At 66.0% G+C, this 24,987-nt stretch carries 23 protein-coding genes; 11 read left to right on the top strand and 12 right to left on the bottom strand.

What is annotated here, in order from left to right; genetic code table 11:
• The 5 genes from sctR to sctU all read right to left on the bottom strand — a co-directional run bounded on the left by sctR (window position 1) and on the right by sctU (window position 5,661).
• Window positions 1-651 (bottom strand): type III secretion system export apparatus subunit SctR, encoded by a 651-nt coding sequence (gene sctR / locus HWW87_RS32975; protein WP_174433243.1) that lies wholly within the window; start codon window positions 649-651, stop codon window positions 1-3.
• Window positions 638-1,732 carry a type III secretion system cytoplasmic ring protein SctQ gene (gene sctQ, locus HWW87_RS32970; protein ID WP_175823811.1) on the bottom strand — a complete coding sequence of 365 codons (1,095 nt, stop codon included), beginning with the start codon at window positions 1,730-1,732 and terminating at the stop codon, window positions 638-640. Before sctQ ends, sctR begins: the two co-directional genes overlap by 14 nt.
• A 70-nt stretch (window positions 1,733-1,802) precedes the next feature.
• Window positions 1,803-2,492, bottom strand: coding sequence for a type III secretion system protein SctP (sctP, locus tag HWW87_RS32965; RefSeq protein WP_175823810.1), 690 nt, complete (start codon window positions 2,490-2,492; stop codon window positions 1,803-1,805).
• A gap of 21 nt (window positions 2,493-2,513) precedes the next feature.
• Complete coding sequence (sctV, locus tag HWW87_RS32960; protein WP_174433240.1) at window positions 2,514-4,568, bottom strand: type III secretion system export apparatus subunit SctV; 2,055 nt, start codon at window positions 4,566-4,568, stop codon at window positions 2,514-2,516.
• 19 nt (window positions 4,569-4,587) lie between these two features.
• Window positions 4,588-5,661, bottom strand: a complete 1,074-nt coding sequence (sctU, locus tag HWW87_RS32955) for a type III secretion system export apparatus subunit SctU (protein WP_175823809.1) — start codon at window positions 5,659-5,661, stop codon at window positions 4,588-4,590.
• A 260-nt stretch (window positions 5,662-5,921) separates the two neighbouring features.
• On the opposite strand from sctU, the gene HWW87_RS32950 reads away from it, so the two are divergent.
• The 10 genes from HWW87_RS32950 to HWW87_RS32900 all read left to right on the top strand — a co-directional run bounded on the left by HWW87_RS32950 (window position 5,922) and on the right by HWW87_RS32900 (window position 14,329).
• On the top strand, window positions 5,922-6,527 hold the full coding sequence (locus tag HWW87_RS32950) for an HrpB1 family type III secretion system apparatus protein (RefSeq protein WP_175823808.1): 606 nt from the start codon (window positions 5,922-5,924) through the stop codon (window positions 6,525-6,527).
• 36 nt (window positions 6,528-6,563) lie between these two features.
• Window positions 6,564-6,992: a hypothetical protein gene (locus HWW87_RS32945; RefSeq protein ID WP_175823807.1), complete on the top strand. Its 429-nt coding sequence runs from the start codon at window positions 6,564-6,566 to the stop codon at window positions 6,990-6,992.
• Between the two features lie 2 nt (window positions 6,993-6,994).
• Window positions 6,995-7,849, top strand: a complete 855-nt coding sequence (gene sctJ, locus HWW87_RS32940; RefSeq protein ID WP_175823806.1) for a type III secretion inner membrane ring lipoprotein SctJ — start codon at window positions 6,995-6,997, stop codon at window positions 7,847-7,849.
• A gap of 26 nt (window positions 7,850-7,875) precedes the next feature.
• Window positions 7,876-8,565, top strand: a complete 690-nt coding sequence (locus tag HWW87_RS32935) for a type III secretion protein HrpB4 (RefSeq protein WP_175823805.1) — start codon at window positions 7,876-7,878, stop codon at window positions 8,563-8,565.
• Complete coding sequence (gene sctL / locus HWW87_RS32930) at window positions 8,562-9,431, top strand: type III secretion system stator protein SctL (protein WP_175823804.1); 870 nt, start codon at window positions 8,562-8,564, stop codon at window positions 9,429-9,431. The genes HWW87_RS32935 and sctL overlap by 4 nt, the downstream gene beginning before the upstream one ends.
• Window positions 9,428-10,777 carry a type III secretion system ATPase SctN gene (gene sctN / locus HWW87_RS32925; protein ID WP_174433233.1) on the top strand — a complete coding sequence of 450 codons (1,350 nt, stop codon included), beginning with the start codon at window positions 9,428-9,430 and terminating at the stop codon, window positions 10,775-10,777. The genes sctL and sctN overlap by 4 nt, the downstream gene beginning before the upstream one ends.
• Before the next feature lie 37 nt (window positions 10,778-10,814).
• On the top strand, window positions 10,815-11,351 hold the full coding sequence (locus tag HWW87_RS32920) for a hypothetical protein (RefSeq protein WP_175823803.1): 537 nt from the start codon (window positions 10,815-10,817) through the stop codon (window positions 11,349-11,351).
• Window positions 11,348-12,157, top strand: coding sequence for a type III secretion system export apparatus subunit SctT (gene sctT / locus HWW87_RS32915; protein WP_175823802.1), 810 nt, complete (start codon window positions 11,348-11,350; stop codon window positions 12,155-12,157). The genes HWW87_RS32920 and sctT overlap by 4 nt, the downstream gene beginning before the upstream one ends.
• Window positions 12,158-12,227: 70 nt before the next feature.
• Complete coding sequence (locus tag HWW87_RS32910) at window positions 12,228-13,193, top strand: alpha/beta hydrolase (RefSeq protein WP_175823925.1); 966 nt, start codon at window positions 12,228-12,230, stop codon at window positions 13,191-13,193.
• 338 nt (window positions 13,194-13,531) lie between these two features.
• A complete protein-coding gene (locus HWW87_RS32900; RefSeq protein ID WP_244107384.1) occupies window positions 13,532-14,329 on the top strand; it encodes a hypothetical protein in 798 nt (265 codons plus the stop codon).
• 38 nt (window positions 14,330-14,367) lie between these two features.
• Here HWW87_RS32900 and HWW87_RS32895 read toward each other — a convergent pair whose 3' ends face one another.
• A complete protein-coding gene (locus tag HWW87_RS32895; protein ID WP_175823800.1) occupies window positions 14,368-15,327 on the bottom strand; it encodes a LysR substrate-binding domain-containing protein in 960 nt (319 codons plus the stop codon).
• A 110-nt stretch (window positions 15,328-15,437) separates the two neighbouring features.
• Between HWW87_RS32895 and HWW87_RS32890 the strand changes: the two genes are divergently transcribed.
• Window positions 15,438-15,836, top strand: coding sequence for a RidA family protein (locus HWW87_RS32890; RefSeq protein WP_175823799.1), 399 nt, complete (start codon window positions 15,438-15,440; stop codon window positions 15,834-15,836).
• A 332-nt stretch (window positions 15,837-16,168) separates the two neighbouring features.
• On the opposite strand, the gene HWW87_RS32885 is transcribed toward HWW87_RS32890, so the two are convergent.
• The 6 genes from HWW87_RS32885 to HWW87_RS32860 all read right to left on the bottom strand — a co-directional run bounded on the left by HWW87_RS32885 (window position 16,169) and on the right by HWW87_RS32860 (window position 24,986).
• On the bottom strand, window positions 16,169-17,035 hold the full coding sequence (locus tag HWW87_RS32885) for a 4Fe-4S dicluster domain-containing protein (protein ID WP_175823798.1): 867 nt from the start codon (window positions 17,033-17,035) through the stop codon (window positions 16,169-16,171).
• 10 nt (window positions 17,036-17,045) lie between these two features.
• A complete protein-coding gene (locus HWW87_RS32880) occupies window positions 17,046-20,024 on the bottom strand; it encodes a molybdopterin-dependent oxidoreductase (protein WP_175823797.1) in 2,979 nt (992 codons plus the stop codon).
• 54 nt (window positions 20,025-20,078) lie between these two features.
• Complete coding sequence (locus HWW87_RS32875) at window positions 20,079-20,816, bottom strand: OmpW family outer membrane protein (RefSeq protein WP_175823796.1); 738 nt, start codon at window positions 20,814-20,816, stop codon at window positions 20,079-20,081.
• Between the two features lie 135 nt (window positions 20,817-20,951).
• Entirely contained in the window at window positions 20,952-22,925 is a 1,974-nt protein-coding gene (locus HWW87_RS32870; RefSeq protein ID WP_175823795.1) for an acyl-CoA synthetase, read from the bottom strand.
• A complete protein-coding gene (locus HWW87_RS32865) occupies window positions 22,922-23,878 on the bottom strand; it encodes a fumarylacetoacetate hydrolase family protein (protein ID WP_175823794.1) in 957 nt (318 codons plus the stop codon). Before HWW87_RS32865 ends, HWW87_RS32870 begins: the two co-directional genes overlap by 4 nt.
• Window positions 23,879-23,915: 37 nt before the next feature.
• Window positions 23,916-24,986 (bottom strand): VOC family protein, encoded by a 1,071-nt coding sequence (locus HWW87_RS32860; protein ID WP_175823793.1) that lies wholly within the window; start codon window positions 24,984-24,986, stop codon window positions 23,916-23,918.
• Window position 24,987 lies beyond the last annotated feature (1 nt).

The following is a 24,987-nucleotide window of genomic DNA, read 5'->3' as shown; positions in this document are numbered from 1 at the left end:
CTACTTGTAAGTGAGGATCAGGCCGTGAATCAGCGCCGACCAGCCGTCCATCGCCACGAACAGCAGCAGCTTGAACGGGATCGCGACGTTGGTCGGCTGGATCTGGTTGAGGCCCATCGCCAGCAGCACGTTGGCGATCACGAAATCGACGATGATGAACGCGATGTACAGCAGGAAGCCGATCCTGAACGCGTCGGCGAGCTCGGTCAGCGTGAACGCGGGCGCGAGCACGATCAGGTCGTCTTCGTGCAGCGCGTTCGCGAGGCTCTCCGGCCAGATCACGTGCGCCGAGCGCATGAAGAACAGGCGCTCGCGTTCGCGCGAATGCTTCTTGAGGAAGGTCCGGAACGGCGCCTGCGATGCGCCGAACGCCTGGACCATGATTTCGGCCGGCGAATTCGCCAGTTGCTCGTGGCGCATCGTGTCGGCCGCGCTCATCCCGATCGGCGCCATCACGTAGAGCGTCACCAGGATCGCGATGCCGTTGAGCACCATGTTCGGCGGCACCTGCTGCACGCCGAGCGCGTTGCGCAGCAGTCCGAGCACGACGACGATCTTCGCGTACGAGGTCACGACCATCGCGACGAACGGGATCAGGCCGATCGCGATGACCGCGACCAGCAGCGCGGTCAGTTCGTTAATCTGCGTCATGGCTGCCGAACACGTCGATGACCCGTACGCCGAGCTGCTCGCCGACCGTGACGAGTTCGCCGATGCCGATCAGTTGCCCGTATGCGACGAGCCGGATGCGCGCGTCGCGCAGCGTGCCCCGCAACTCGATCACGTAGCCCGGCCGCAGCGCGGACAACTGCGCGAGTGGAAGCGTGACCGTTTCGATTTCGAAACTGACGGGCAGCTCGAGTTCGTCGAGCGAGGTCTGGGTCTCGGCGTCGGGGGCGCCGGGCGCCGGGTGGTCGTTGCGGTCGGTCATGGCGGGTTCCGTATCGAGGATGAGTCGGGGGCCGTCGAGCGTGGCGTGCGCGATGTACCGATGCGTGCCCGCCACGCCCCAGCGCAGCGCAAGCGCATGGACCGGCGCGGCGCCGTCCGAATCGGCGAATGCCGGATCGGCGAAGCGCAATACGACGTCGCCGGCACGCAGGCGCTTGAGCGTCGCGATCGGCAGCGCCTTCTTGCCGACGACCAGGTAGCCGGGCATGCGAATCCGGCCGAGCCGCGCGGGCAGCGGCGACGGATACCGGGCCATCCGGCGTTCGATCAGGTCGATCCAGCCGGGATCAACCGGCCCGATCCGGCACGCATGGCGGTGCCCATCGCGCACGCAATACATGCCGACGGTCGCCGCGCGGCGGCCGTCGGCGTGCGCGGGGGCATGACGCCCGATCGCCGCGACGCTGACGTTGACGGCGCCGAACGTGTCGAGCAGGTCGATCAGCGGCGTGAGCAGCAGGCCCGCGATCGCGCACGGCAGCGGCGCGCTGTCGTCGTCCGCGAGTGCCGCCAGTGCCGGGTGCGCGTCGGCGTTCAGCCCGACCCAGGCCCGCGCACCGTCGTATTGCAGCGCGACCCAGCACAGGTTGCCGTCCGCCACGTCGCCGGGCGCGAGCCGCCAGCCCGCGGCACCGTCGATCGCGGCGACGCACGCAGCCAAACGCGCATCGCCGAGCAGACGGGCAACGCTCGCGAGTTCCGCATCGATGCGCGGCAGCCCGGTCGGGGCGTCGCGCAGCGCGCGGACGGCATGGCGAGCAGGTTGGCCGGTGGCGTTCATCGTGTCGTGTGTGAGCGGTTCGTTCGACGTGGCGGTAGGTGCGCGCGCAACCGTTCGTATCGGCTGGCGGTCACGCGACTTCGATCGACACGTGGCGCGCGACGGCGAGGCGATGCAGCAGATTCGCCAGTTGTTCGCGCAGCACGTGCACATGACGACACACTAGTTGACGCGTGTCGGGCGCATCGGCGTCGAACCGAAGCGCGAGGTCGAAATACGAAAGATGCAGTTCGAGCATGCAGCCGGGCAGCAGGTCCGGATCGAGCCTGAGCCGGATGGTCCAGTTGCCGTTCTCGAGCACGGCCGCGTCGTTGCAGAAATCGGCCACGTGCGCGGCGACGAAGCGCATCAGTTCCACCACGCGCAACTGTTCGACGCCGAGTGCCGCGACGAACGGCTGGACCTGTGCGTCGAGCCGCCGTGCGCGCTCGGCCGGCGGAGCGTCGGCGTCGGCATCGGCGTCGAGATCGTCGTCTGCGCCGTTTTCGCCGGCGTCCGGTTGACCCGCTGCGTCGGCAGCGGTGTCGTCGGACGAGGCCGCGTCAGCCGGCCTGCGGAGCGGATCGCCGCGCGTGCGCCGGCCGTGCGCGCGCAACGCGTCGTGCAGCGCCGCGCGCTCGCCGCGTTCGCGCGCATCGCGTACCAGTTCCGCATAGTCGATGCCGCGCCGGCTCCGCGCCGGGCGCGGCGTGCGGTGCGCGGCGTCGTCCGGGTCGTCGTCCGGCATGTGGATGCGCGGCGTGATCGGGTGGGTCGTCATGGCTGTCCCGGCGCGCGGCCGTCATGTCGTGACGCGGCCGAGCGGGCGCAGTTCGACGTAATCGCCGAGCTCCTGGTACGAGTACACGCGCAGCCAGGGCAGGTGCGCCTCGACCATGCGCCGCACGTAGCGACGGATGTCCATCGACGTGACGAGCGCGACTTCGTCGTGCGGCACGTCGCCCACGTAAGTGCCGATCCGCTCCGCGAGCGTGCGGACTTCATCGGGCGAGAGCGCGAGATAGTTGCCGGTCGGCGTCTGCTTGATCGACTGGCGAATATGCTGCTCCAGGTCGCTCGTGAACAGGACGGCCTGCAGCGACGCGGCGCCGCCCGTCGCGCTGTACGCGATATAGCGGGAGAGATCGCCGCGCACGTATTCCGTCAGCAGCAGCATGTCCTTCTCCTTCGGCCCCCAGTTCACGAGGCTCTCCATGATGCTGCGCGCGTTGCGGATCGGAACGTTCTCTTCCAGCAGGCGCCGCAACACGTCGGCGATCCGTTGCAGCGGCAACGCCTTCTGCACCTCGGCGACGAGCCCGGGGAATTCGGCGCCGAGCTGCTCCAGCACCCATTGGGTTTCCTGGATGCCGACGAACAGCTTCGCGCGAGCGCGCAGCAGCGCGATCGTGTCGTTGGCGATCACCTGTTCCGCCCGCCACACCGTCGCGCCGCCGGGCGGCTGGCGTTCCGGCGCCCAGTAGCTGTTCGCCTGGCCGCCCGCCGCGCCGGCCTGCTCGCATTGCGCGGCCAGCGCCGGGTCGGCCGCCGCGCCGGGCACCATGACCTTGCCGGGCGGAATCGTCACGGTCAGCGACGGGACGTCCAGCACGAGAATCTCGAACGTGCCGGCCGCCAGGTCGGACGCGGTCCACATCGTGATGCCCGGGAACGGCAGGCCGACCTGCTCCTGGAGCAGCATGCGCTGCGCCTCGAACGCGTCGTTCAGCGCGGCGGCCGACAGGCGCTCGGCGAGATCGGGGGCGAGCCGCACGCCGAGCGCGCTGGTGAACTGCGGCGCGTGCCGGAGGATCGTCGGCGCGTCGCCTTTCGACCCCGCGCGCTGCAGCGCCGAGACGGTCTTGCCCGGCGCGGCCGACGACGTGCCGTCGCCGCGCCGCCCGAGCCGGTAACCCGCGAACGCGAGCAGCGCGGACAGCAGCAGGAACAGTTCCCACGGAAAGCCGGGCACCATCGCAAAGCCGAGGAGCAGCACCGACGCGAACCACATCGCGCGCGCGTTGCCGCCGAGCTGGCGCAACATGTCCTCGCCGAGCGAGCTGCCTTGCTTGGCCGACTCGTCGGATACCCGCGTGATCATCACGCCTGCGGCGACCGCGATCAGCAGCGACGGGATCTGCGACACCATCGCATCGCCGATCGACAGGATCGAAAAGCGGTTCGCCGCATCGCCGGCCGTCATGTCGTGATAGGCCACGCCGACCGCGATACCGGCGGTCATGTTGACGAGCGTGATGATGAGCCCGGCGATCGCGTCGCCCTTGACGAACTTCATCGCCCCGTCCATGCCGCCGTAGAGCTGGCTTTCGACCGCGAGCCGCGCGCGCTTGCGGCGTGCCTCGTCGGGCGTCAGCAGGTTCGCGCGCAAGTCCGCGTCGATGCTCATCTGCTTGCCGGGCAACGCGTCGAGCGTGAACCGCGCGCCGACTTCGGCCACCCGTTCCGAACCCTTCGCGATCACGATGAACTGAACGGTCGTGATGATCAGGAACACCACGAGGCCCACGACGAGGTTGCCGCCGACCACGAGCTCGCCGAAGCTTTCGATGATGTGTCCCGCGTCCGCGTGCAGCAGGATCGACTTGGTCGACGCGATGTTGAGCGACAACCGGTAGAGCGTCGTGAACAGCAGCACCGACGGAAACGCCGACAGCTGCGTGATCGACGGCACGTACAGCGTCACCATCAGCAGCACGACGCTGATGCAGATGTTGACCGACAGCAGCATGTCGATCACGACCGGCGGCAGCGGCAGGATCATCAGCGAAACGATGGCGGTGACGAGGGCCGCGATGCCGACTTCGCCGCTCGCGGGTAACTTCAGGTTCTTGAACATGTCGCGCTCCAGGGGCGAATCAACGGGGTTCGGCAGCGGGCGTGCCGGGGCCGACCGCTTCGACCCAGCGCAGGATCGCCGCGACGACTTCGAACAGTTCGGACGGAATCGGCCGGTGCTCGGCCACCTTGTAAAGCGCACGCGCGACGGGCGGGTTGGCGACGATCGGTATGCCGCGTTGCGTCGCCAGCGCACGAATCTCGAGCGCCGCGTCGTCGGTGCCCTTCGCCAGCACGACGGGCAACGGCGTTTCGCCGCGCACGTAACGCAGCGCGACCGCGTAATGCGTCGGATTGACGACCACCACGTTCGCGCGGCCGACCGCCCCCGCCACGCTTTCGCCGCCGCCGTTGACGAGTTCCTTCGCGCGCTTGCGCCGCTCGTGCTTGAGCTTCGGCTCGCCTTCGCGCTCCTTCAGTTCGCGCTTGACCTCGTCCTTCGACATGCGCTGCGCGCGCATCATCAGCCAGTGCTGGATCTTCCAGTCCACCACGCCGACCACCAGGAACAGCACGGCAGCCGCGAACAGCAGCTTCAGCAGCGCGTGCCACAGAATCTGCGAGAGCGCCGCCAGCGGCTCGGCCATCGCGGACGTGATCAACGGAAACAGCGACACGATCACGTGCCACAGCGCGGCGGCGATCACCCCGGCCTTGACGCTCATCTTCAGCAGGTCGATCAGCGCGCGCTTCGAGAAGATCTGCTTGAGCCCGGCCGCCGGCGACAGCCGGTCCATCTTCGGCATGACCGGGTCGAACGACACCTGCAGGCCCACCTGCGCACCGATCGACAGCGCGGCCGCGAGCGCCGCGGCCACGCTGATCACGCAGCACGCGATCGCGCCGTTGGCCAGTTCGTGCATCAGCACGGACCAGAGCGCCTGCATCGAGCGTTCGGACGCACAGAAATCGATCGCGCGCGAGATGTTCTGGTGGAGGGCGTCGAGCAGCGGATGCCAGCCGAACGTAAAGAGTGCGAGCGAGACGAGCACGAGCACCGCCGCGACGAGATCGACACTCTTCGCCACGGTGCCTTTCTTGCGCGCCTCCTTGAGCTTGCGTCGCGTGGGCTGTTCGGTCTTCTCGTCGCTCATGAACGCTCCGTTCGCGTCGTCATGCGTCGTCGCACGGTAGCGCGGCCGCCGCCCGGGAACACGCATGCAGGCGAAGGCGGCGCGGCCGGCCCGAAGCACGCGGCGTTCGGGCCGGCCGCGTGCCGCGTGCGCGATGCGGCCTTCGCGGCGCGGGAAATGCCTTCGCACGCGTGGCGTTGCCGCGGCGGCGGTTTGCTAACTTGGGAGCGTGGACGGCAACCGCGTCCCGACATTCCCGTTACCTGAAGGCGGACTCGAACATGGACGGCAAACCCGAATACATGCAGTGCAGCAACAGGCTCGTCAGTGCAATGCGCGAGATCGTGCGTCTTGCGCTGGTCGACAAGTTTCCGAATCCGCGCATGACGAGCGACGAAGCCGAACATCTGCTCGACGCGCTCCACGTGATGCGGCCCGCGCGGCCGGAGCTGATCCTGTACGACGGCTACGTGCACATCGTGCATCGCAACTGGATCGACGCGATCGCGGTGTTCGACGGGCTCGCGTCGCGCGGCGAATGCATGCCCGGCGCGCGGGCCATGCTCGTCTATTGCCTGGCGGCGAGCGGCAATGCCGACTGGCGCATCGTGGCCGGCAAGATGCGCGAGGACGAGGACAGCCTGAGCGACGACGCGCGCGCGTTGCTCGATTCGGTCGAGTTGCGAGACGAACTCGAGCGCGCGAATCGCGATGCCCAGGCCACCGGCGTGTTCCACATGACCGACATGATGAAGCGCCTGCGCGACCGGCTCGGCATCAAGACGCCGACGTTGCACGACGCGAACGGGCCGGATGCGAATGCCGACGGCGGCCAGCCGTCCGCAGCGACGCCGACCGCGGAAGAAAGCCAGTACCTGCGTCTTTGAACGCGTCGCTCGTCTTTTCGAAAAAAGGGACTCCAGATGAATCCGATTCCTCCCGTACCCGATTTTCAACTGGCGATCGCACGCGGCGGCGGCGGTGTGGCCGGCCCGGCCGACGTGATCGACCCGGGCGTGCCGGCGTTGCCGGTCGTCGTGCCGCCGCACGAGGTCGCGAGCTTCGAGCAGATGATGACGAGCGGCGTCACGGCGCCGCCGAAGCCGCAGGGTTCCGAGGCCGGATCGCTCGCCACGCACCTCGTGCTCAGCGAGGACGAGGCGCTGCAGACCGTCTCCAACGACGCGCTCTACATGCTGCACAACGCGGGCGACATGTCGTTCAACCAGATCGCGGCGGCTTCCGTGCAGATGCAGATCGAGACGGCGAGCCTGCAGGTCGACATGTCGATGAAGATCAGCGTGGTCGAATCGTCGAAAGGCGCGCTGGAAACCCTGATGAAGAACCAATGATCATGAACGCCCGGATCAGGATCGTCGGCCGCGCGAGCATGCGCGTGTGCGCGGTGTCGTGCGTCGCGCTGTGCATCGCGCTGGCCGGCTGCAAACAGGAACTCTATGGAAACCTCAGCGAGCAGGACTGCAACGAGATCGTCGCGGCGCTGCTGCAGGCGGGCATCGACGCGAAGAAGGAGAGCGCGGACGGCGGCAAGACGTGGAGCGCCAAGGTTGACGATGCGCACATCGTGCAGGCGATGAACGTATTGCGCGAGCACGGACTGCCGGCGCACAAGTACGACGATCTCGGCGATCTCTTCAAGAAGGACGGCCTCGTGTCGACGCCGACCGAGGAGCGCGTGCGTTTCATCTACGGCGTGTCGCAGGAGCTGTCGAAGACGCTGTCGCAGATCGACGGCGTGATGGTTGCGCGCGTGCATATCGTGCTGCCGGACAACGATCCGCTCGCGATGCACGTGAAGCCGTCGTCGGCCTCGGTGTTCATCAAGTACCTGCCGACGGCGAATCTCGCGACGATCGAGCCGCAGATCAAGAACCTCGTGGTCCACAGCGTCGAAGGGCTGTCGTACGACAAGGTCAGCCTGACGGCCGTCGCCGGCAGTCCGCTCGACGTGATGCCGCGCGCGCCGTCCGGCGGCGGAGTGTGGCGCACGATCGCGATCGTCGGGGGCGTACTCGCGGCGCTCGCGCTGCTCGTCGTCGCGGCGCTCAAGCGAGGCCGGCGCGCGCATGACGCCGACGCGCCTGACGCGCCGGGCGCGCCCGCTGGACATGCGGCGGACGGCCTGGCGGCGAAGCTGCCGGTGGGCCCGTTCCGAGGCAAGCCGGCCGCCGACGGCGCCGGGCGCTGACCGGCGCGCGGACGCGGCGGACGATCATGGATATCGACAAACACGGCAGCGTCGCCTTCGGGCTCGCACGGCGTCTCGTGCAGTACCAGGCGAACCGTATCGGGCTGCCCGACTGGATCGGGCCGGGCTGGTTTCCGGACGCGTGGCGCCGGGCGGCCGGCACGGGCGGTGCGCAGCTCGCCCGGCTGCGGGCCGGCGCGCTGGAGGGCTGGCTTGCGCAGGAGGGGCTGCCGGTGCCGGCCTATCGGACGTTTCGTGGCGACGCCGGGCGGCTGGGCGCGCTGGCGCTGGACGATGCGCTCGCCGTGCTGTGCCTGCGTGCGCTTTACGGCCGGCGCGCCGAACTGCGTTACTGGGTCGACCGCGAGAGCCGCGACAAGGTCTGCGGCTGGCTCGGCCGGCACGGCGCGGCGGCGTTGCGCTGGCTGATGGCCGAGCCGCGCGTGCAACCGGTCGACCGCTGGATTCGCGACTTCGGCATGCATCCGCTCGATCATCTCGACGAGTACGCGTTGAGCTGGGAAGGTTTTTGCCTGTTCCGGGCGAGCGGCATGTGCGAACCCGATGCGCCGGCAGGACTGTTGCGCCTGGCATGGGCGCGCGATGCGGTGGCGGCGCCGTGGCTGCATGCGCATGACGCGGACGCGACGCGCGACGACAGCCGGCGCGTGCTGATGCGGCTCGACGATTTTTTTGCGGAGGAGGAAACGCGATGATCATCTGGCTCAGGCAACCGGGCACCGAACAGGCGGCACGCGCGTGCAACACGGGCGTCGGCGTGCACGCGGACGTCGTGCCGCGCGAGGCGCTGGCGTCGCTGGTGCAGCTCGACGCGGGCTATCTCGCGTTGCAGCGCCAGCACGCGGAAGTCCTCGCGCAAGCGGCGCGCGATGCCGACAGCATGCTCGCGGCGGCCCGCGCGGACGCGGACGCGCTGCGCGCCGAAGCCCGCGGCGAGTACGACACCGCGCAGCAGCGCGGTTACGACGCAGGCAGTCGCGATGCGCTTTCGCAGTGGTACGCGCGCACCGCGCAGCTGCTCGAGCAGCGCTACGAACTGCAGATGTCGTTGAAGCAGCGCATCGCCGGGCTGGTGGTATCCGCGGTCGAGAAGATCGTCGCCAACGAACAGCCGGCGGCGCTGTTCGCCCGCGCCGGCGAGGTGGTCGAACGCATCATCGAAGGCAGCCGGACCCTGCAGGTTCGCGTGCATCCGGACGAGCACGACGCGGCCGTCGAGACCTTCTCGCGGGCGGTGGCGCAGTGGCGCGCGCGCGGCCAGCCGGTCCAGCTGACGGTCCATGCGGACCGCACGCTCGACCCGGGCGCGTGCGTGTGCGACACCGACATCGGTTCGGTCGACGCGAGCCTCAAGGTGCAGATCGACGCGGTCCGCATGGCGGCCGACGCCGCGCTGCGGCGCGACGCGAACGCGCCGGACGTGCCGGATACGCTCGCACCGGACGCGTTCGCCGAAGTCAGGACGCATGCGGCGGCGGCCGGGTTGCCGGAACCGCCGGAACAGGAACGGGAACCCGCGAGCGGCACGGGCCCGGCCGAGGATGTCGGGGTGCCGGCATGAGCGACGTGTCGCGAGACGCCGCCGGCATCGATGCGCTGATCCGGCTGACCGACACGCTCGAACAGGAGTTCGACCGTGCGGCGCACCTGTCGACCCGCGGCAAGGTGATGGACGCGCTCGGCACGCTGATCCGCGTGAGCGGCATCGACGTCCGCTACGGCGAGCTGTGCGAACTCAGGACCGGGCAGGGTGAACTGATGCAATGCGCCGAGGTGGTCGGCTTCTCCCGCGACACGGCGCTGCTGTCGCCGTTCGGGCGCCTCGACGGCCTGTCGCGTGACACCCAGGTGGTCGCGTTGGGTCGGCCGCTTGCGATTCCGGTCGGTTCCGCGCTGTTCGGCCGCGTGGTCGACAGCATGGGCCGCCCGATCGACGGCCGCGGCCCGATCGACACGACGGAAACCGCCGCGCTCTACGCGGCGCCGCCGGACGCGATGAGCCGCCCGCTGCTCGAGCGTTCGCTCGACACCGGCGTGCGGGTCGTCGACGGGCTGATGACGCTCGGCGAAGGCCAGCGCGTCGGCATTTTCGCGCCGGCCGGCGTCGGCAAGAGCACGCTGATGGGCATGTTCGCACGCGGCACGCGCTGCGACCTCAACGTGATCGCGCTGATCGGCGAGCGGGGCCGTGAAGTGCGCGAGTTCATCGAACAGATCCTCGGCCCGGAAGGCATCGCGCGGTCCATCGTGGTGTGCGCGACCTCCGACCGCTCGTCGATCGAGCGCGTGAAGGCGGCCTATTCGGCCACGGCCATCGCGGAATATTTTCGCGATCGCGGCAAGCGGGTGCTGCTGATGATGGATTCGCTGACGCGCTTTGCACGCGCCCAGCGCGAGATCGGGCTGGCCGCGGGCGAGCCGCCCGCGCGGCGCGGTTTTCCGCCGTCGATCTTCGCCGAGCTGCCGCGCCTGCTGGAACGCGCGGGGCTGTCGGAGCACGGCTCGATCACCGCGCTCTACACCGTGCTCGCCGAGGACGAATCGGGCAGCGATCCGGTGGCCGAGGAGGTGCGCGGCATTCTCGACGGGCACATGATCCTGTCGCGCGAGATTGCCGCACGCAACCAGTATCCGGCCATCGACGTGCTGGCGAGCCTGTCGCGCGTGATGCCGCAGGTGACGGACGACGCGCATCGCGACGCGGCCAGTCATGTACGCCGGCTGCTGGCCAAGCATCGGGACATCGAAACGCTGCTGCAACTCGGCGAGTACCGGGCGGGCGGCGATCCGGTCGCTGACGAAGCCGTGCGCAAGATCGAGGCCATCCGGCAATTCCTCTGTCAGCGCACCGACGAATTCAGCACGCGCGACGCGACACGCGACGCGCTGCGCGGCCTGCGTGCGTGAGCGCGGCCGCCGCTGCCAAAGGAGAAAGGCGACGACGATGAAAGACAGGCGCGTGATTGCATTCTCGACGATCCGGAGTCGCCTCACGCGTGCCCGGGCCGCGCTGCGCGACACGCTGACCGAGCAGCAGCGCGAACGCGACGAGGCCGATGCGCGGCTGGCCGAGCAGCAGCGCGTGCTCGCGCAAGCGGCGGCGGAGGTCGACCGGCGCACCGCGCGCATCGACCGCCTGCTCGACGGCCGCGGGCCGGTGCGGATCGACGAACTGCTCGACTGGGAGAAGCTGCTGGCCGACGCGCACGCACGGCGCGCGCGGGAACTCGACACGCTGGAGCGGTTGCGGGAGAGCGTGGCCGCGATCGAACAGGCGATCGGTACGACCCGTACCGCGATTCTCCGCCACGACGTGCGGATCGACCTGTGCAGCGCGCGGCTGGATCGCCTGGGCCGTCTCGCCGAGGCCCGCGCGGACGATCTGCAGGACGAGGAGAGCGAGGAAACGTTCGTCGCGCGTCGCCGTGCCGCGCCGGCCGTGCACGGGCCGCGCCGGGGCGCCACGGAGCGCACGCGATGATCGATCCGTTCTCGACCGGCATTCCGCAGCTCGGGCGCGCGCTGCTGTCGTTCATGATCCTGGTCGCCGTCTGCGGCGTGCGTCTGCTCGTGCTGCTGACGATCTTTCCGCCCACGGGCGGCGAGCTGATCACGAAGCGCATCCGCAATGCGATGGTCGTGCTGTGGTCGATCTACGTCGCTTACGGGCAGCAGGCGCTGATGACGCAACTGCATGGCGGGTTCCTGCTGGCCGTCGTCGTCAAGGAGGCCGTGATCGGGCTGGTGATCGCGTTCGTCGCGTCGCCGGTGTTCTGGGTCGCGGAAGCCGTCGGCACCTATATCGACGATCTCACCGGCTACAACAACGTGCAGATCACGAACCCGAGCCTCGGGCAGCAGACGACGCTGACCTCCACGCTGCTGATGCAGTGCGCGACGGTCGCGTTCTGGACCCTCGGCGGCATGACGTTCCTGCTCGGCGCGGTGTTCCAGACCTACGTGTGGTGGCCGCTCGGCAGCCTGACGCCGGTGCCGCGCGCGTTCATCGAGGCGTTCGTGATGCAGCAGACGGATTCGCTGATGGTCACGATCGCGAAGCTCGCCGGGCCGGCGGTGCTGCTGTTGCTGCTCATCGACGTCGGGGTGGGGCTGCTGTCGCGGATTGCGTCGAAACTCGATCTCGTCTCGCTCGCGCAGCCCGTCAAGGGCGCGCTGGCCGTCCTGTTGCTCGCGCTGATGATCGGCATGTTCATCGGACAGGTGAAGGACCAGGTTGCGTTGCTGCATGTCGGCGACCAGTTGCGCGCGCTCGCGCTGCCGAGGTAAGGCCCGATTAGCGCCCGATGCGCCGCGCGGGACGACACGCGGCGCAAAGTACCCGTCGAGGAGACATCGAATGCCCGTCGCACCGAGTGTCAGACAGTTTCTCGAGCGTCGCGCGAGGCCCGGCGCGGTGTCGCTCGACCGCTTGCCGCTGGAAGAGGCGCGCCGCTATTTCGCGTACTACGTGCCGCTTGCCGACCTCGCGCCGCGCGGCGTCGACGGCATCGACGAATGCCTGATCGAGATGCGCGACGGCGCGCGCATCGCCGCGCGCATCTACTATCCGCGTGCCGCGGACTGGAGCGCGCCGCAGCCGGCGCTGCTTTACTTTCATTCGGGCGGCTATGTCGTCGGCTCGCTCGAGACGGCCGACGCCGTCTGCCGGATGCTGGCAGCCGACGCACGGTGCGCGGTCGTGTCGGTGTCTTACCGGCTCGCGCCCGAGCACAAGTTTCCGTGTGCGGTGGACGACGCGCTGGATGCGCTGCGGTGGCTGCACCGCAAGGCGCTGACCTATGGTCTCGATGCGTCGAGGCTGGCCGTCGGCGGCGAAAGCTCGGGGGCCACGCTGGCGGCGGTGGTCGCCGTTCGGGCCCGCGAGATGGACATTGCGCTGGCGATGCAGTTGCTGATCTATCCGGCGCTGTCGGCGTCGCTGGGCAGCGCGGCGCACCGGCGCTACGGCGAAGATCATTTCCTGACGCACGACGTGATCCGCTGGATTCATCGCAACTATCTGCGGGACGCGGCCGATGCGGCGGACTGGCGCTTTGCGCCGCTCGACGGCGAGCGTCACGCGCCGGCGGATCTGCATGGCGTCGCCCCGGCGTGGCTGGTTTCCGCCGAATACGATCCGTTGCGCGACGAGCATGCCGGCTATGCCGACAAGTTGCGCCGCGCGGGAAATCGCGTGGAGGCGCGGTGCTACCGGGGAATGATCCACGGATTTTTTTCGATGGGGCGCGTGATTCCCGAAGCCGCGCACGCACACCGAGAGGCCGCTGCTGCGCTGCGGGAAGCGCTGGGCAGCACGGATTGAACGCGTGGATGGCATACGCGCCGGCACGCACGTGCATGCGACAACCGGCTGATTCGGCCGCACGCGATGTCGCGATTCGGCGATTGACGCAACAGGACGCGGATGGCGAGCCGTTGCTGCAGTCGACGGGGGCTCGTCACACCCTGTTGAGGAGGTGGGCGGATGTCCGGGGCCGCTGTCGCCGGACGAAATCCCGAGACTGGAATCCACCAGGATCAGACGCAATTCCACCGGGCGCGTCATGGAGCGGGGCAGAATAGGGCGAGTGTCGCGCATGCCGGCCGTTGTCGGCAGCGCGCCGATTCATCAAAACCCGTCAAGTCTCCACAGCGTTTCCGATGCCCAACATCTTGCGTCCCATCCGGTCAGCCTCCCGAACGACGGCCGGCGTTGCATTCGTCGTCAGCCTGCTATCCGGCTGCGCTGCGCTCTCTTCATCTGCGCCGGTCGACCCTCAGCAGCAGTTCGTTGCGGAGCAGCGAGATGCGAACATGCGGTACATCGACAGCCTCGCGGCGTACAAGCCCGTTTTCCAGAATCCCGGCAACTATAGTCGAGCGCAAGTGCTGGAAAAGTACGACGCGCTTCTCTATCAATACTCGGTCGCCGCGGTGAGCTGGGTTCGCGCAATCTATCCTGCCGCCCGGCAGACGCTGCCGCCATCCCTGCAACCGTTGCCCGCGCCGTCCGGGCCGCTCAGCGTGGCGGACGTGAACCGACGCTACGAACACGCGCTCGGCATGAACGCCGGCATGTGGGAGATCAGCATGGCCGCGGATTTCGGCAAGCCGTCAAAACTAGCGGTGCCGAGATATGACGGGCCGCTGCTTTTCATGCCGTTCGCGCCGCCTTTGCCGCCATTGCAGGATGTTCGCGATCCGCAGTTCGCGCGGCTGGTGACCCTGACGAAGAAGGTGGACGACGCGCAGAAGGCGGACCTGGCTCGACAGAACGCGGCGACCGCGAGGCAGATGGCGGAGAACGCCGCGATGCACGCGGCAAACCATCCCCCGGGACCGAATCCGCTGGACTCGATCAATCCGCGGACCGGCTTGCCGTATCCGTCACCGCAACAAGACACGCAGCGCTGGTGCACGATGATGGGTAATGGTGTGGGCGGTCGGGTTCCGTGTTGAAGCAGGGCGCTCGACGGGGGACGATCTCTCGATAACGATTACGTCGTATCGAAGGCGGGTGCCTGAGTGGGCAGCGCGCTCGCGTTCGTTTTGGCGGTTTCTGCACAGCGATGCCCGGCAAATTCCCGAAGCACCCAGTCTCGCAATATTTCGGTTGCCGGTCTCGTCGCGGAGCGAGGGCTATAAACGAGATCGTACTGGAAGCTATCCAGCGCCAGGTCGAACGGTTGTACCAGGGTGCCGTTGGCCAACTCGTCGGAGACCAGGGTCCGGCTTATCAGGCCGATTCCCTGTCCGGCAAGGGTCGCTTGCATCGCATGGACTTCGTCGTTGAATCGGAGGCCTTCGTTCGGGTCGGTGCCGCGTATTTGGGCTGCCTCCAGCCAGCGCGCCCATGTAATCGCTCGTTGATCGTCGCGAACGGCGGGACCCCAATCGAAGTGAATCAGCGTCGCGCGCTGCAGGTCTTTCTCGTGTGCGATCGACAAATGCGGACGACACACCGGGGTAAAACGGTCCCTGAAAAGCGGTTCCGACATGAGCCCGGGATAGTAGCCCGAACCGTAACGGATCGATGCATGCGCGGACTGGTCGAGGTCCACGATGGCATGGGTGGCATCGAGCCGCAGGGTCCAATCGGGATACGCGGCACGAAATCCGCCTGCTCGAGCGGCGAGGCATTTTGCGGTGAATGCCACCGTGGACGTGAGCGTTGCGACCTTGGTTTCGTCGACGTTTCGCGCTGCCTCGATTGCACGCTCGAAGCTGTCGAAGCCGTCACGAAGCGCCGGAAACAGCGCCTTGCCGTTTTCCGTCAAGCGGACTCCGCGTGTCTGGCGCTCGAACAGTTTGACGTCGAGCCATTCCTCGAGTTGACGTATCTGGTGGCTGATGGCGGTAGGGGTGACATTGAGTTCTTCAGCCGCCGCTTTGAAGCCGGCGCGCCGCGCCGCGGCTTCGAATGCACGTAGCGCGCTCAACGGAGGCAGTTTGCGCATGGATTAGAAAAGCTCATCTGTAAGGTGAGAATTGACCATTTGTTGCGCTCGAAAGCTCCCCCGATACTCCGATCCTTGACAATCACCCGGAACTCGACGGAGAGCCTTCCATGAAAATCGAACAGGTGCACACGAATCCCGATCCCTATGCGCCGTTTGCATTATCTCAAGCAATTCGGGCGGGCGGTTTCGTCTTCGTTTCGGGGCAGCCTGCCATTGGCGATGACGGTGAAATCGAAGGGCCCGGCGACTTCGATCGTCAGGCCCGATGCGCGTTCGGCAACCTGGAGCGTGCGTTGAAAGCGGCCGGTTCGGGAATGAATCAAGTCGTCAAGACGACGATCTTCCTGAAGTCGATGTCGTACCTCGACAGAATGGTCGACGTGCGTCGCGAATGGTTTTCCGCACCGTATCCGGCGGAAAGTCTTGTCGAAGTCTCGGCCCTGTATTCGCCGGACGCGCTGATCGAGGTGGAAGCGATCGCGGTCGTATCGGATGCGGCGTCGTAGAAGCGTTGGTCGTGCGCTGAGGCGCCGTCGGCGCCGGAAAACCGGCGGCCGGTCAGCTTACCGAGGTCCAAGGGGCCCCTTGGATTTCCGTGCAATTTTCCGGTTAGATCCACCTCGGCTTGGCGGCGTCTTTCGCTTGGGCCCCAATTTAATAATAAAAGTAATCAATGACTTGCTGACTATACGATACAGTGGGGCCAGCGGTACCCGAACTTGCAGAGTCCGTGATGATGTGGGCCGTCTGGTTGTGGTTGGCGAAGTTCTGATGAAACGACAAGGCGGTGCTACGGAGATCGGTGCGATTGCCGCAGCGGCCAGCCTTGCTCGGATCGTCAGCACTCGATCGCCACGGCGTTTGTCGACTGACTGAGCCTGATCTCGCCCAGGTAGGCGCTGTCGCCCAATTCGCACTCGCGCCAGGCGTTGCCGAGTGCATGTCGGATGTTGACTCTGTAGGGGCCGCTGCCCTTGGCCAGGCCGTCGAACCGGAAATCGCCGAAGCCGTCCGAGACGGTTTCGGCGACCTGCTGATTACCGACGTACAAGGCGACGGCCGCATCCGTCACACACTCGACTCCGTCTCCTGCCTGGACACTGACACTTCCGCCGACGAAGCACGTTTCCCAGCGCTCAAGGCCGGCATACCACACGCGGGGCTTCGTGCTCAGGTTCGGTCGCAATACCTTGAGTCCTTCGCGTCGGGCCTTCTCGGCCATCGCTGCGTCATCGAGCTTGACCGTCTCGAAGACATCGGTGGGGCACGACTGCTGACAACGCGGGCGGGGCCAACCTTGGTCGAGCAAATGCGCATCGAAGATCCAGATCTGGGGCAGTTGCAGCGTTTCGTTCCAGACGATCGCCTTGTAAGGGCAGGCCTTGACGATGTCCTTTCGGCCTCGTGCCTTGTCCGGATCGATGATGACGATGCCGTCGGCACGCTTGCGAATGGCGCTGCCGCCCACGCGCATGCAGGGCGCGTCGTCGCAGTGGTTGCACATGACCGGCAGATAAGTGGTGTCGACCATATGCGAAGCGCCCTGGACACGACGCAGGATGCGGATGGGGCTCTCGGCGTCGGCCGGGGCGGGTGCGGCGTAACCGGGGAAGTCGTTGCCGACGTGCTCGTCCCGCGCGGCGATCACGCAGTTCTGGCAGTTCTCGCAACGCCCGACTTTGATAATCAGGTTCCACTTGCTCATTTGAAATTCCTCACGCTGCGCGACCGAGCATGAACGCCTCGGCACCGCGCCATTTCTCGACCTGCACCAGGCAGGAATTCGGGCTCATGCTGCTGGTGCCGGAGGTCTGCGGCCGGTCGGGGGTCAGCATGTTCATGCAACCGCCAATCTCGACTTGCTCGCCGTCGATTTCGATCAGCTGAAATTCAGCGCTAGCTTCGTAGGATTTCACTACGCCAGCGTTCACCAGCGGCGAGACATCGGCCGCGCAGATCACGGCGCCGCGGGCGTTGTGCACTTTGACGAGATCGCGATGGGCAATGCGTCGAATGGCGGCGTCAGCCGGATTGAGCCTCAGCAGCCAGAACCGGTGCCCCGCGATCAGGGCACGATGATCCTCGACGCTGTTCACCGCGGAATTCTTGCCGTCGCAATGGGTATGAAAGCTGTAGCGGCTGTGGGTGGCGATCAACTGCAGCGGGTAGCGCTGAGCCAGGTCCGAGCGCAGGCCCTCCCAGGAGGGGATATATCGGTTGAGCGATGGCCGCTCGGGGTTGTCCGCAGTGTGCCGCTTCAGCAACTCGGGCACGAACTCCAGCTTGCCGCTCGGCGTCTGCAGGCCCTCGCCGAACTTTTCCGAGAACTGTGACGGCAGCGGATGGGGTTCGGGCAGATCCTTCTTCCTGCCGTCCGCGTACCAACGCATGTCCACGGGATGCCGTAGCTCGGGCTTCTCTGGCGGCACGACGAAGTAGCCCTTGCGGCAGAATTCGCGCCACGAAATATGATCGGGCAGATCCGACGAGTCGAAGACGCGCTTGACCCAGTCAAGATCGCCACAGCCCTCGGTGAACACGCCACCCAGGCCCAACCGGGTCAGGATGGCGGTGAAAATGTCGTAGTCGGAGCGGGACTCGCCCAAAGGCTCGATGCACTTGTGCTGCAGCGTCAGCATGCGATGGTTGACCGTGCCATACCCATGGTGGGCGTAGCCGCCCGAATTCGCCCATTCCCCAATGTCCCAACGCTCCAGCGAAGTGCATGCGGGCAGGATGATGTCGGCGAACTGGGCCTCGCCCTCCATCCAGATTGACTGATTGACGACGAACTCGATGCTCGAGTGCCGGTAGGCCTCCGTCCAGCGTCCGGAATTCGTCACGGTACTGAACGCGGATCCGCCGTAGCGATAGATCATGTGGATCGGCGAATAGCCGGGCATCGGGTAGGTGAACGGCGCAAACTGGGCTTCCTGGGACATGCCGTCCCAGAGATAGCCGGTGGCGTGGCCGTTGAGAATCGCATCGGGCATCTGCTGTCGCGGCACCATCTGCTTGACCGGATTCATGGTCAGAATGTGTGGCATGCGCTGATAGTTGTCCACCGCATTGGCCGTCCACGCCAGGTCGCCCGAAATGCCGCCGTCCGCGTAGCCCGGGAAGTAGAACTGGAGATCGTGCGGGACGCCGATTTCGAGACAGCCGAAATTCACGCCCGGCTTGCCCCAGCCCTGCATGGCCATCATCATGATCATGCAGCGCGCCCATTGCGCGCCGGTCGCCCCGCGGCCCGCGCCGCCGAATCCCGCGCCGGTCATCCCGACGGCGAGATGAACCTTTTTCTTTCCCCATAGACGCGCCAGTGCGCGGACGTCCTTGGCCGGCACGCCGGTCTCGCTCTCCTGCCACTCGGGAGTCTTGGGGGTACCGTCGGTTTCACCCAGAAGATAGGCCTTCCAATCGTCGAATCCGGTCGTGCGCGTCGCGACGTAGTCCTTGTCGTACAAGTTCTCCACGGTCCATACGTACATGATGGCGGCAGCGAGGGCGGCATCGGTTTGCGGCCGGATCGGAATCCAGCGGCCGCCCAGCAACTGGGCGGTGGGATTGCAGTGCGGGTCGATGTGAACAAACTCGATGCCAAGCTCCTTGGCCCACAGGCGGCGTGGCGTTCCCTCGAATCCTGCGTAGGCTCCGTTGGTGCTTTCGGGGTCGCAGGACCAGAAGACGATCATGTCGGCTTCCTTGAGAGCATCCTCCAGACCGCCATAGCCGGCGGGCACGCCGACGCGCATCGAATTGCCGAAATGATGCATGGCGCCCCAGTACCAGCCTTCCCAGCTGTCCGGATTCGCGGCGACGCGGGTGAAGCCGATCAGGTTGGCGAAGCGCGTCAGCGCGCTGAGGTAGTAGCCCACGTTGCCCCACTGGTGGTGGGACGACATCGGGAAAGTGATGGAACCGGGACCGTGGACGCGCTTCTGCCGGTTGATCTCCTTGGCGACGATGTCCAGGGCTTCATCCCAGCTGATGCGCACATAGCCGGACTTGCCGCGGTTCTGCGGATTGCGCTCGCCGTCGGGGTCGAAGTCGACCCGTTTCATCGGGTGAAGGATGCGCTTGTCGGAGTAGACCAGCGACTTGAGCGTCAACGCGTGGGGGGCGGCCAATCCCCGCCGCGGCGGGCTGAAGCGGCGCCCACGTGCCTCGATCACCCAACTTGGCGCATCCGTACCATCCAGGTCGATGGGGGTCACGCGGACGATGCGGCCGTCCTTGACATAGACGAACAGAGGCCCGCCATTGGTACAGGTGGTGTAGCGTCGGGTGCCGTCGCGCATGGGCGTGCCCATCGGCAGGCCGACGGTGCGCATCATGCTCAGGGTTTGCATGAGCCAGACCAACAGGTCGTCCTCGCCCTCGGTGACCACCTTGAAGTTCTTGGCGGCGTGGACGATTTCGCCCTGGTCCGGGCTGGGGGAAAGGAACTTCAGGGCGGTGGCGACATCCTTGAAGGCCATGCGCACGTCGGGCCGCGGATGCTTGCCGGCGCGCGACCGAATACGGCCATTCTTGAACTCGATGGCGCGACCGATGCTTTGATCCATGAGCCCGATCCACGCGACGAGATTGCGCTCCTTGAGGCGATCACGATAAGCGGGGAAGCGGCGTGCCGTCAGGTCCAGAACCTTGGGCAATGCAAAGAGAATGGTCTTGAGAGCCTGTCGTTTCATCGTTCGATCCAGTGTGTTGCGTTGATGCGGGGCGCTGGCATCCGGGCGCACCCGCTAGAACGTATAGGCGGCGTTCAAGAAAACGCTAACGGGATGGAGTCGGAGCGTCGATCTGGAAACGATCTGCGTTCCGGTGGCGGTCTGTCCGTATAACGTGAGGCCGGTCTTCACCGGCATGTAGTTGACGGAGGTGCCGACAGACCAGTGTTGTGTAATCGCGTAACTTGCCCCCAGCTCGAATACGGGGTTCCACGATGAGCTGAGGGTCGCGTGCACCGAGCCGCCCGGCCCGAAGCTATCGGAGACAAACTGGCGGTTGGTCGCTCGAACCTGAGTGAACCACGTATAGTTCACGCCAAGTCCTGCGTATGGACGGAATTTCGATGCGGCTGAAAACAGGTGATATCGAAGTTCGAGGGCGGGCGGCATCGGCTTGGTCGTGCCGAGGGTGCCGTACTTCTGTAACGTCCCATCGCCAATCAGATTGACTTTCAGTGGCAGTCCGAAAAGCATGGCGACACCCACGTTGTCGGTGACGTAGTACTCGGTGGTGATGCCCATCGTATCCGTCGAGCTGGCATGCGCCCCGGTACCGGCCAGTTGCTGATTCACCGTTACGCCGCCAACACTTTGCACGGTCAGCGGTGTTGCGTCGCCCTGTGGCGAGATGTGTAGCCATCCCACCGATGTGGTGATGCTTCCGGCCGTCTGTGCACATGCATTATCGGCAAGTGCAGCCGAGCAGATACAAACCGCCACGCCTGCGAAACGCATCGTTCGCGTGAAATTCATCTTTTGTCTCCTCTGTCTCGATCCGATTCACGAGTAAAAACTAATTTGGATACCTTATTGAGTGCGGCGAGCCGATTTCAAAGTTTTTGTTTTCCCGGCTAGCCGTGCTCCCCCATCGCCGTGGATCCGTCGCTGTCAGTCATGTGACCGGATTGACTTCGCGCCGATCGAAATCGAGAATTCAAACGGAAAACGCCCAAGCACGAAGCGCGCCGTAGTCTCGAGCCCGGGATCGCTCAGCTCGACCAGGATCGACATTCCGCCCGAATCATTGGTCGTGACGTTGACTGATGCTCCGGGGGCTCCACCCTGGTCCAATGCCGCGCGGAGCGCGTCAACCGTCTCGCGGCGCTTGAGTTCCGGTTTGAATATCTTGCCGACGCCCGTGAGCGGGATCGCCTCGACGATTCGAACATGCTTGGGCAGGGCGGCGCGTTCGGCGATCTCCTGCTGCATGAACACTTCCAGATCGCGCTCGGTAGCGGTCATACCGGGCTTGAGCTGAACATACGCGACCGGCAACTCGCCGGCATATGCATCGGGACGCCCGATTGCCGCGGCAATCTGGACCGCCGGATGTCGATGCAGCGGCTCCTCGATCGTTGCCGGGTCGATATTGTGTCCACCGCGGATGATCAAATCCTTCCTGCGGCCGGTCAGCCAAAAGTAACCGTTGACGTCGCAGCGGCCGAGGTCGCCGGTGTTGAGCCAGCGCTTGCCGTCGCCGAGATCGAGCCACAGGGCCTCGTTCTGATCGGCACGCGTGTAGCCGGTGAAAACGTTCGGCCCGGAGATGACGAGCAGCCCCGCCTCGTCAACTGCGCAATCGCGCAGATACCGTCCCGCGTTGTCCACGACGACTGCTTTCATCGCCTGGAAAGGGATGCGTAGCCCGATCGATCCCAGCCGGCGTTCGCCGGTCGTCGGGTTGACGCTGCTCACGCAGGTTCCTTCGGTCAGGCCGTAGCCTTCGAGAATCCGGATGCCCGTCTTTTCCTGGAAGGCCCTGAAGACGCCGACCGGCATCGGCGCGGCGCCGCACAGGCCGTATTCGAGCGAGTCGATAACATGATCGTTGGCCGGAATATCGAGCAGCGAAGCATAAAGTGTCGGGACGCCACTGAAGAAATTGATGTGATGATGCTCGACGATTTCCCAGAAACGTTTGACGACACCGTCGCCCCGATAACCCTGCGGTGTGCCGAGCACGACATGGGCGCCGCGCGAGAAAGGCAGAAGGCCGGTCACCATCGCGGCATTGACGTGAAAGAGCGGCAATCCGCAGAAAGTCGTTTTGCCGGGGCCGATGCTGTCGCCGAAGAACCGCCCGGCGCTCCATGCATTCGCCACTTCGTTGCCGTGGCTGCGCATCGCGATTTTCGGCAACCCGGTGGTTCCCCCGGTACAGAAGAAGGAGGACATGTCGCCGGGTTGAAAGCGGCGCGCATTGTCGAGCGCCGTACCGGATTCCCGCGCGATTGCCGTACCGAAGTCGTGGATCTGGATGTGCGCAGGCACCGCGCTGCGCAAACCGCCATCGCCGTACGGCTTCGCACCGGCGTCGTGCTGGAGCGTGCGGCCTGCCGACTGCGCCGTGCCCCGCACGCGATCGGCCAGATCGACCAGCACGAGATGCCGCAGCGGCTCGACCTGGTGAAGGAGATCCGCGACTTTTTGCCAGAGATCGGCCCCGGGAAATGGCGCGAGCGTCACGAGTACGCTGGCGCCGGACGCCTTGAGCAGATTGCCTATCGCTTCGCCTTCGAGCAGCGGATTGATGGCGCATACGATGCCGGCCGCCTGCCCGCCCCAGATCACGAAGTGTGTTTCGGGAAGATTGGGCAGGACGTAAGCGATTACCGAATGCGAACTCACGCCGAGGCGCGTGAACATGTTGGCCGTGCGGGTGATGTCATGGACCAACTCGCGATAGGTCCAGCGCTCGACGTCGCGGTGCCCGTCGGCGGTCAGAAAAAAGGAGAGCGCGGGGGCGGACGGATCGAGGGCCGCACCGGCGCAGATCATCTCGTACGTGCTGGCCGGGAGGTCCGGCGGAAGGCCCTGTGCTTCGATCGCCAGCACGTCGTCCTGGGTCGCGATGCCGTTCATGCTGCTTCGTCCACGATCTCGTTACGTTGCACGCCCAGATCGATCGTTCCGTCGCGGCTCGCGATCCGGGCTTCGACGATGTCTCCGGCCTTCAGATACTGCGCTCGCCCCGCCTGCACCTTCATGAACATCTTCCACTTCACGGATTCGGGAAAAAGCGCGACGGCCCGCTGCTTGAGCGGCGACGGAATGCTGAGTGCGCAGCCGGCCGGCGTGCCGGTCGCGAGCAGGTCGCCGGCGCGTAGGTCGTGCACGCTCGACAACTCGGTCAACGTTTCCGCCGGACCATAGACGAGGTTCGCTGTCGAGTCTCGCTGACGCACCGCGCCGTTGACGGTCAATGTCAGGTCGAGCGACTTCAGCTTCGGGAAGTCGCGCCGCTCGAGCAGGCACAGATAGGGGCCGACCGGGCCAAACGTCCGGAAGCTCTTGCCCTTGTAGAACTGCATCTGCGGGATCTGGACATCGCGCGCGGAATAATCGTTGACGATCACGGTGCCGGCGACATAGTCGGACAGGTTCGCGTCCGTGATCTGCTGGTGAGACGTGATGTCGCGCTTGAGGATGAGGCCGAGTTCGATTTCGTAGTCGAGAAACCGGACGTGTCGCGGTTTCACGACCTGTGAGTCGGCGGCGACGATGCAACTCGTCGCCTTCGTGAAGATCATGTTGAACTTTTTCGCGTCCGGATCCATGCCCGATTCGATCATGTGCCGACGATAATTCGCGCCCTGGCAAACGAATTGCTGGTTGGCTGTCACCGGGGGCAGCCACTCCACGTCCGACTCCGGAATCGTCGCTCCATCGAGCGTGACGAGTCGTTCAACCGGATTTGCCGCGAGAAAGTGCGCGGTTGTCTCGAAGTCGCCGGGAATCGGCGTGACGGCGCCGTTGGCGACCACCCCCCATTGGGCGCGGCCGTTATGCCGGAAGTGCAGGACAAGCAGTGACATGAATAGGTCTCTCGTGAGTCGAATAGGCGGTTGGGGATCAGGCGAACAGCTTCGCCAGGGTCAGCAGCTTGCTCAGCGTCAGATCGGGACTGCTGCGCAGATTGCGAAACAGCGCCGCGAGGCTCGACGGCGTGAACCGGGGCTTCGTGAAGCTGCGCGGCATCGTCGGGCCCCACTGCGCCATCGCTTCGCGGCTGACCGCGTGCACGCCCGTCGGCTCATCGGCCGTGAACAGGTCGCCGTCGCAATAGTGTTCGTGCTTGTCGCCCCACGGGTCCTGCCAGTAGTCGAAGATCTGGCTGCCCAGAATGTGCCGGCCGATGCCCCACGCGTGCGTCCACCCGTTATCGCGGAGCATGCGCTGGCCCATGCCGACGGCATCGGCGTCGACCAGTTCGTACGCGCTATGGCTATAAGTCGGCACGAACCCTTGGGCGAGCGCGAGCGTATGGTGATCGGCCGGCCTGTCGCCGAGATCGAGCCGCATGAACGCAACCGCAGGGGAGCCGTCCGGCAGCACCTGGACATCGCTGGGGATGAACCCGAAATGCTGCGTGTACCACGCGCAGGTTTCCTGGTAATCGGCGAGCTCGAGCACGACGTGCCCGAGCCGAATGATCTCGGGCGCGCTCACCGGCGGCCGCTGCGTCTCGTTGATCCGCACGGGCGTGTCGATCGAGTTGAACGAGAGCGGAGCGCGATGCGGCAACGTGCGGGCCAGTGCCTGGCCCGCAATCGCGTCGACCCGAAAACCCGACGGATCGGTGAGCCGCACCCGGTAGCCGCCACCGGGCCAATCCGATGCCTCGACCTTCGACGCGCCCGGGACTTCGGCGAGCGCCTCCAGATCGGCTCGGCTGTCGACCCGCAATCCGAAGCCGACGAAGCGGGCCTTCGGCGCCTGGCGAACCACATAACAGAAGTGTGCGGTGCCCGTTCCGCGCAGCAGCACTTGGGTGTCATCCCGCAGTACGGTTCGAAGACCGAAGTCGTTGAGAAAGTGCTCCGCCTCGCCGATGTCGGGACGATCGAAGATCAGATAGGCGAGCGCCGATGCCTTCGTCGTGGGGTGAGGGTGGCGAGCCGGCTGGGTGGTGGTCAGTTTCATG

It is taken from the genome of Burkholderia sp. BCC0419 (assembly GCF_902830285.1).
Classification (GTDB): Bacteria; Pseudomonadota; Gammaproteobacteria; order Burkholderiales; family Burkholderiaceae; genus Burkholderia.
The sequence above is the reverse complement of the archived record's forward strand: the minus strand, read 5'-3'. Positions and strand labels throughout refer to the sequence as shown.

What these genes read in the sequence shown, in the direction of transcription:
- HWW87_RS32950 (WP_175823808.1), top strand. Translation starts at nt 5,922, where the DNA reads ATGGACGGCAAACCCGAATACATGCAGTGCAGCAACAGGCTCGTCAGT.
- sctT (WP_175823802.1), top strand. Translation starts at nt 11,348, where the DNA reads ATGATCGATCCGTTCTCGACCGGCATTCCGCAGCTCGGGCGCGCGCTG.
- HWW87_RS32875 (WP_175823796.1), bottom strand. Translation starts at nt 20,816, where the DNA reads ATGAATTTCACGCGAACGATGCGTTTCGCAGGCGTGGCGGTTTGTATC.
- HWW87_RS32920 (WP_175823803.1), top strand. Translation starts at nt 10,815, where the DNA reads ATGAAAGACAGGCGCGTGATTGCATTCTCGACGATCCGGAGTCGCCTC.
- sctQ (WP_175823811.1), bottom strand. Translation starts at nt 1,732, where the DNA reads ATGAACGCCACCGGCCAACCTGCTCGCCATGCCGTCCGCGCGCTGCGC.
- sctN (WP_174433233.1), top strand. Translation starts at nt 9,428, where the DNA reads ATGAGCGACGTGTCGCGAGACGCCGCCGGCATCGATGCGCTGATCCGG.
- sctU (WP_175823809.1), bottom strand. Translation starts at nt 5,661, where the DNA reads ATGAGCGACGAGAAGACCGAACAGCCCACGCGACGCAAGCTCAAGGAG.
- HWW87_RS32935 (WP_175823805.1), top strand. Translation starts at nt 7,876, where the DNA reads ATGGATATCGACAAACACGGCAGCGTCGCCTTCGGGCTCGCACGGCGT.
- HWW87_RS32880 (WP_175823797.1), bottom strand. Translation starts at nt 20,024, where the DNA reads ATGAAACGACAGGCTCTCAAGACCATTCTCTTTGCATTGCCCAAGGTT.
- HWW87_RS32890 (WP_175823799.1), top strand. Translation starts at nt 15,438, where the DNA reads ATGAAAATCGAACAGGTGCACACGAATCCCGATCCCTATGCGCCGTTT.
- HWW87_RS32910 (WP_175823925.1), top strand. Translation starts at nt 12,228, where the DNA reads ATGCCCGTCGCACCGAGTGTCAGACAGTTTCTCGAGCGTCGCGCGAGG.
- HWW87_RS32895 (WP_175823800.1), bottom strand. Translation starts at nt 15,327, where the DNA reads ATGCGCAAACTGCCTCCGTTGAGCGCGCTACGTGCATTCGAAGCCGCG.
- sctJ (WP_175823806.1), top strand. Translation starts at nt 6,995, where the DNA reads ATGAACGCCCGGATCAGGATCGTCGGCCGCGCGAGCATGCGCGTGTGC.
- sctV (WP_174433240.1), bottom strand. Translation starts at nt 4,568, where the DNA reads ATGTTCAAGAACCTGAAGTTACCCGCGAGCGGCGAAGTCGGCATCGCG.
- HWW87_RS32860 (WP_175823793.1), bottom strand. Translation starts at nt 24,986, where the DNA reads ATGAAACTGACCACCACCCAGCCGGCTCGCCACCCTCACCCCACGACG.
- HWW87_RS32870 (WP_175823795.1), bottom strand. Translation starts at nt 22,925, where the DNA reads ATGAACGGCATCGCGACCCAGGACGACGTGCTGGCGATCGAAGCACAG.
- sctP (WP_175823810.1), bottom strand. Translation starts at nt 2,492, where the DNA reads ATGACGACCCACCCGATCACGCCGCGCATCCACATGCCGGACGACGAC.
- HWW87_RS32885 (WP_175823798.1), bottom strand. Translation starts at nt 17,035, where the DNA reads ATGAGCAAGTGGAACCTGATTATCAAAGTCGGGCGTTGCGAGAACTGC.
- HWW87_RS32865 (WP_175823794.1), bottom strand. Translation starts at nt 23,878, where the DNA reads ATGTCACTGCTTGTCCTGCACTTCCGGCATAACGGCCGCGCCCAATGG.
- sctL (WP_175823804.1), top strand. Translation starts at nt 8,562, where the DNA reads ATGATCATCTGGCTCAGGCAACCGGGCACCGAACAGGCGGCACGCGCG.
- HWW87_RS32900 (WP_244107384.1), top strand. Translation starts at nt 13,532, where the DNA reads ATGCCCAACATCTTGCGTCCCATCCGGTCAGCCTCCCGAACGACGGCC.
- sctR (WP_174433243.1), bottom strand. Translation starts at nt 651, where the DNA reads ATGACGCAGATTAACGAACTGACCGCGCTGCTGGTCGCGGTCATCGCG.
- HWW87_RS32945 (WP_175823807.1), top strand. Translation starts at nt 6,564, where the DNA reads ATGAATCCGATTCCTCCCGTACCCGATTTTCAACTGGCGATCGCACGC.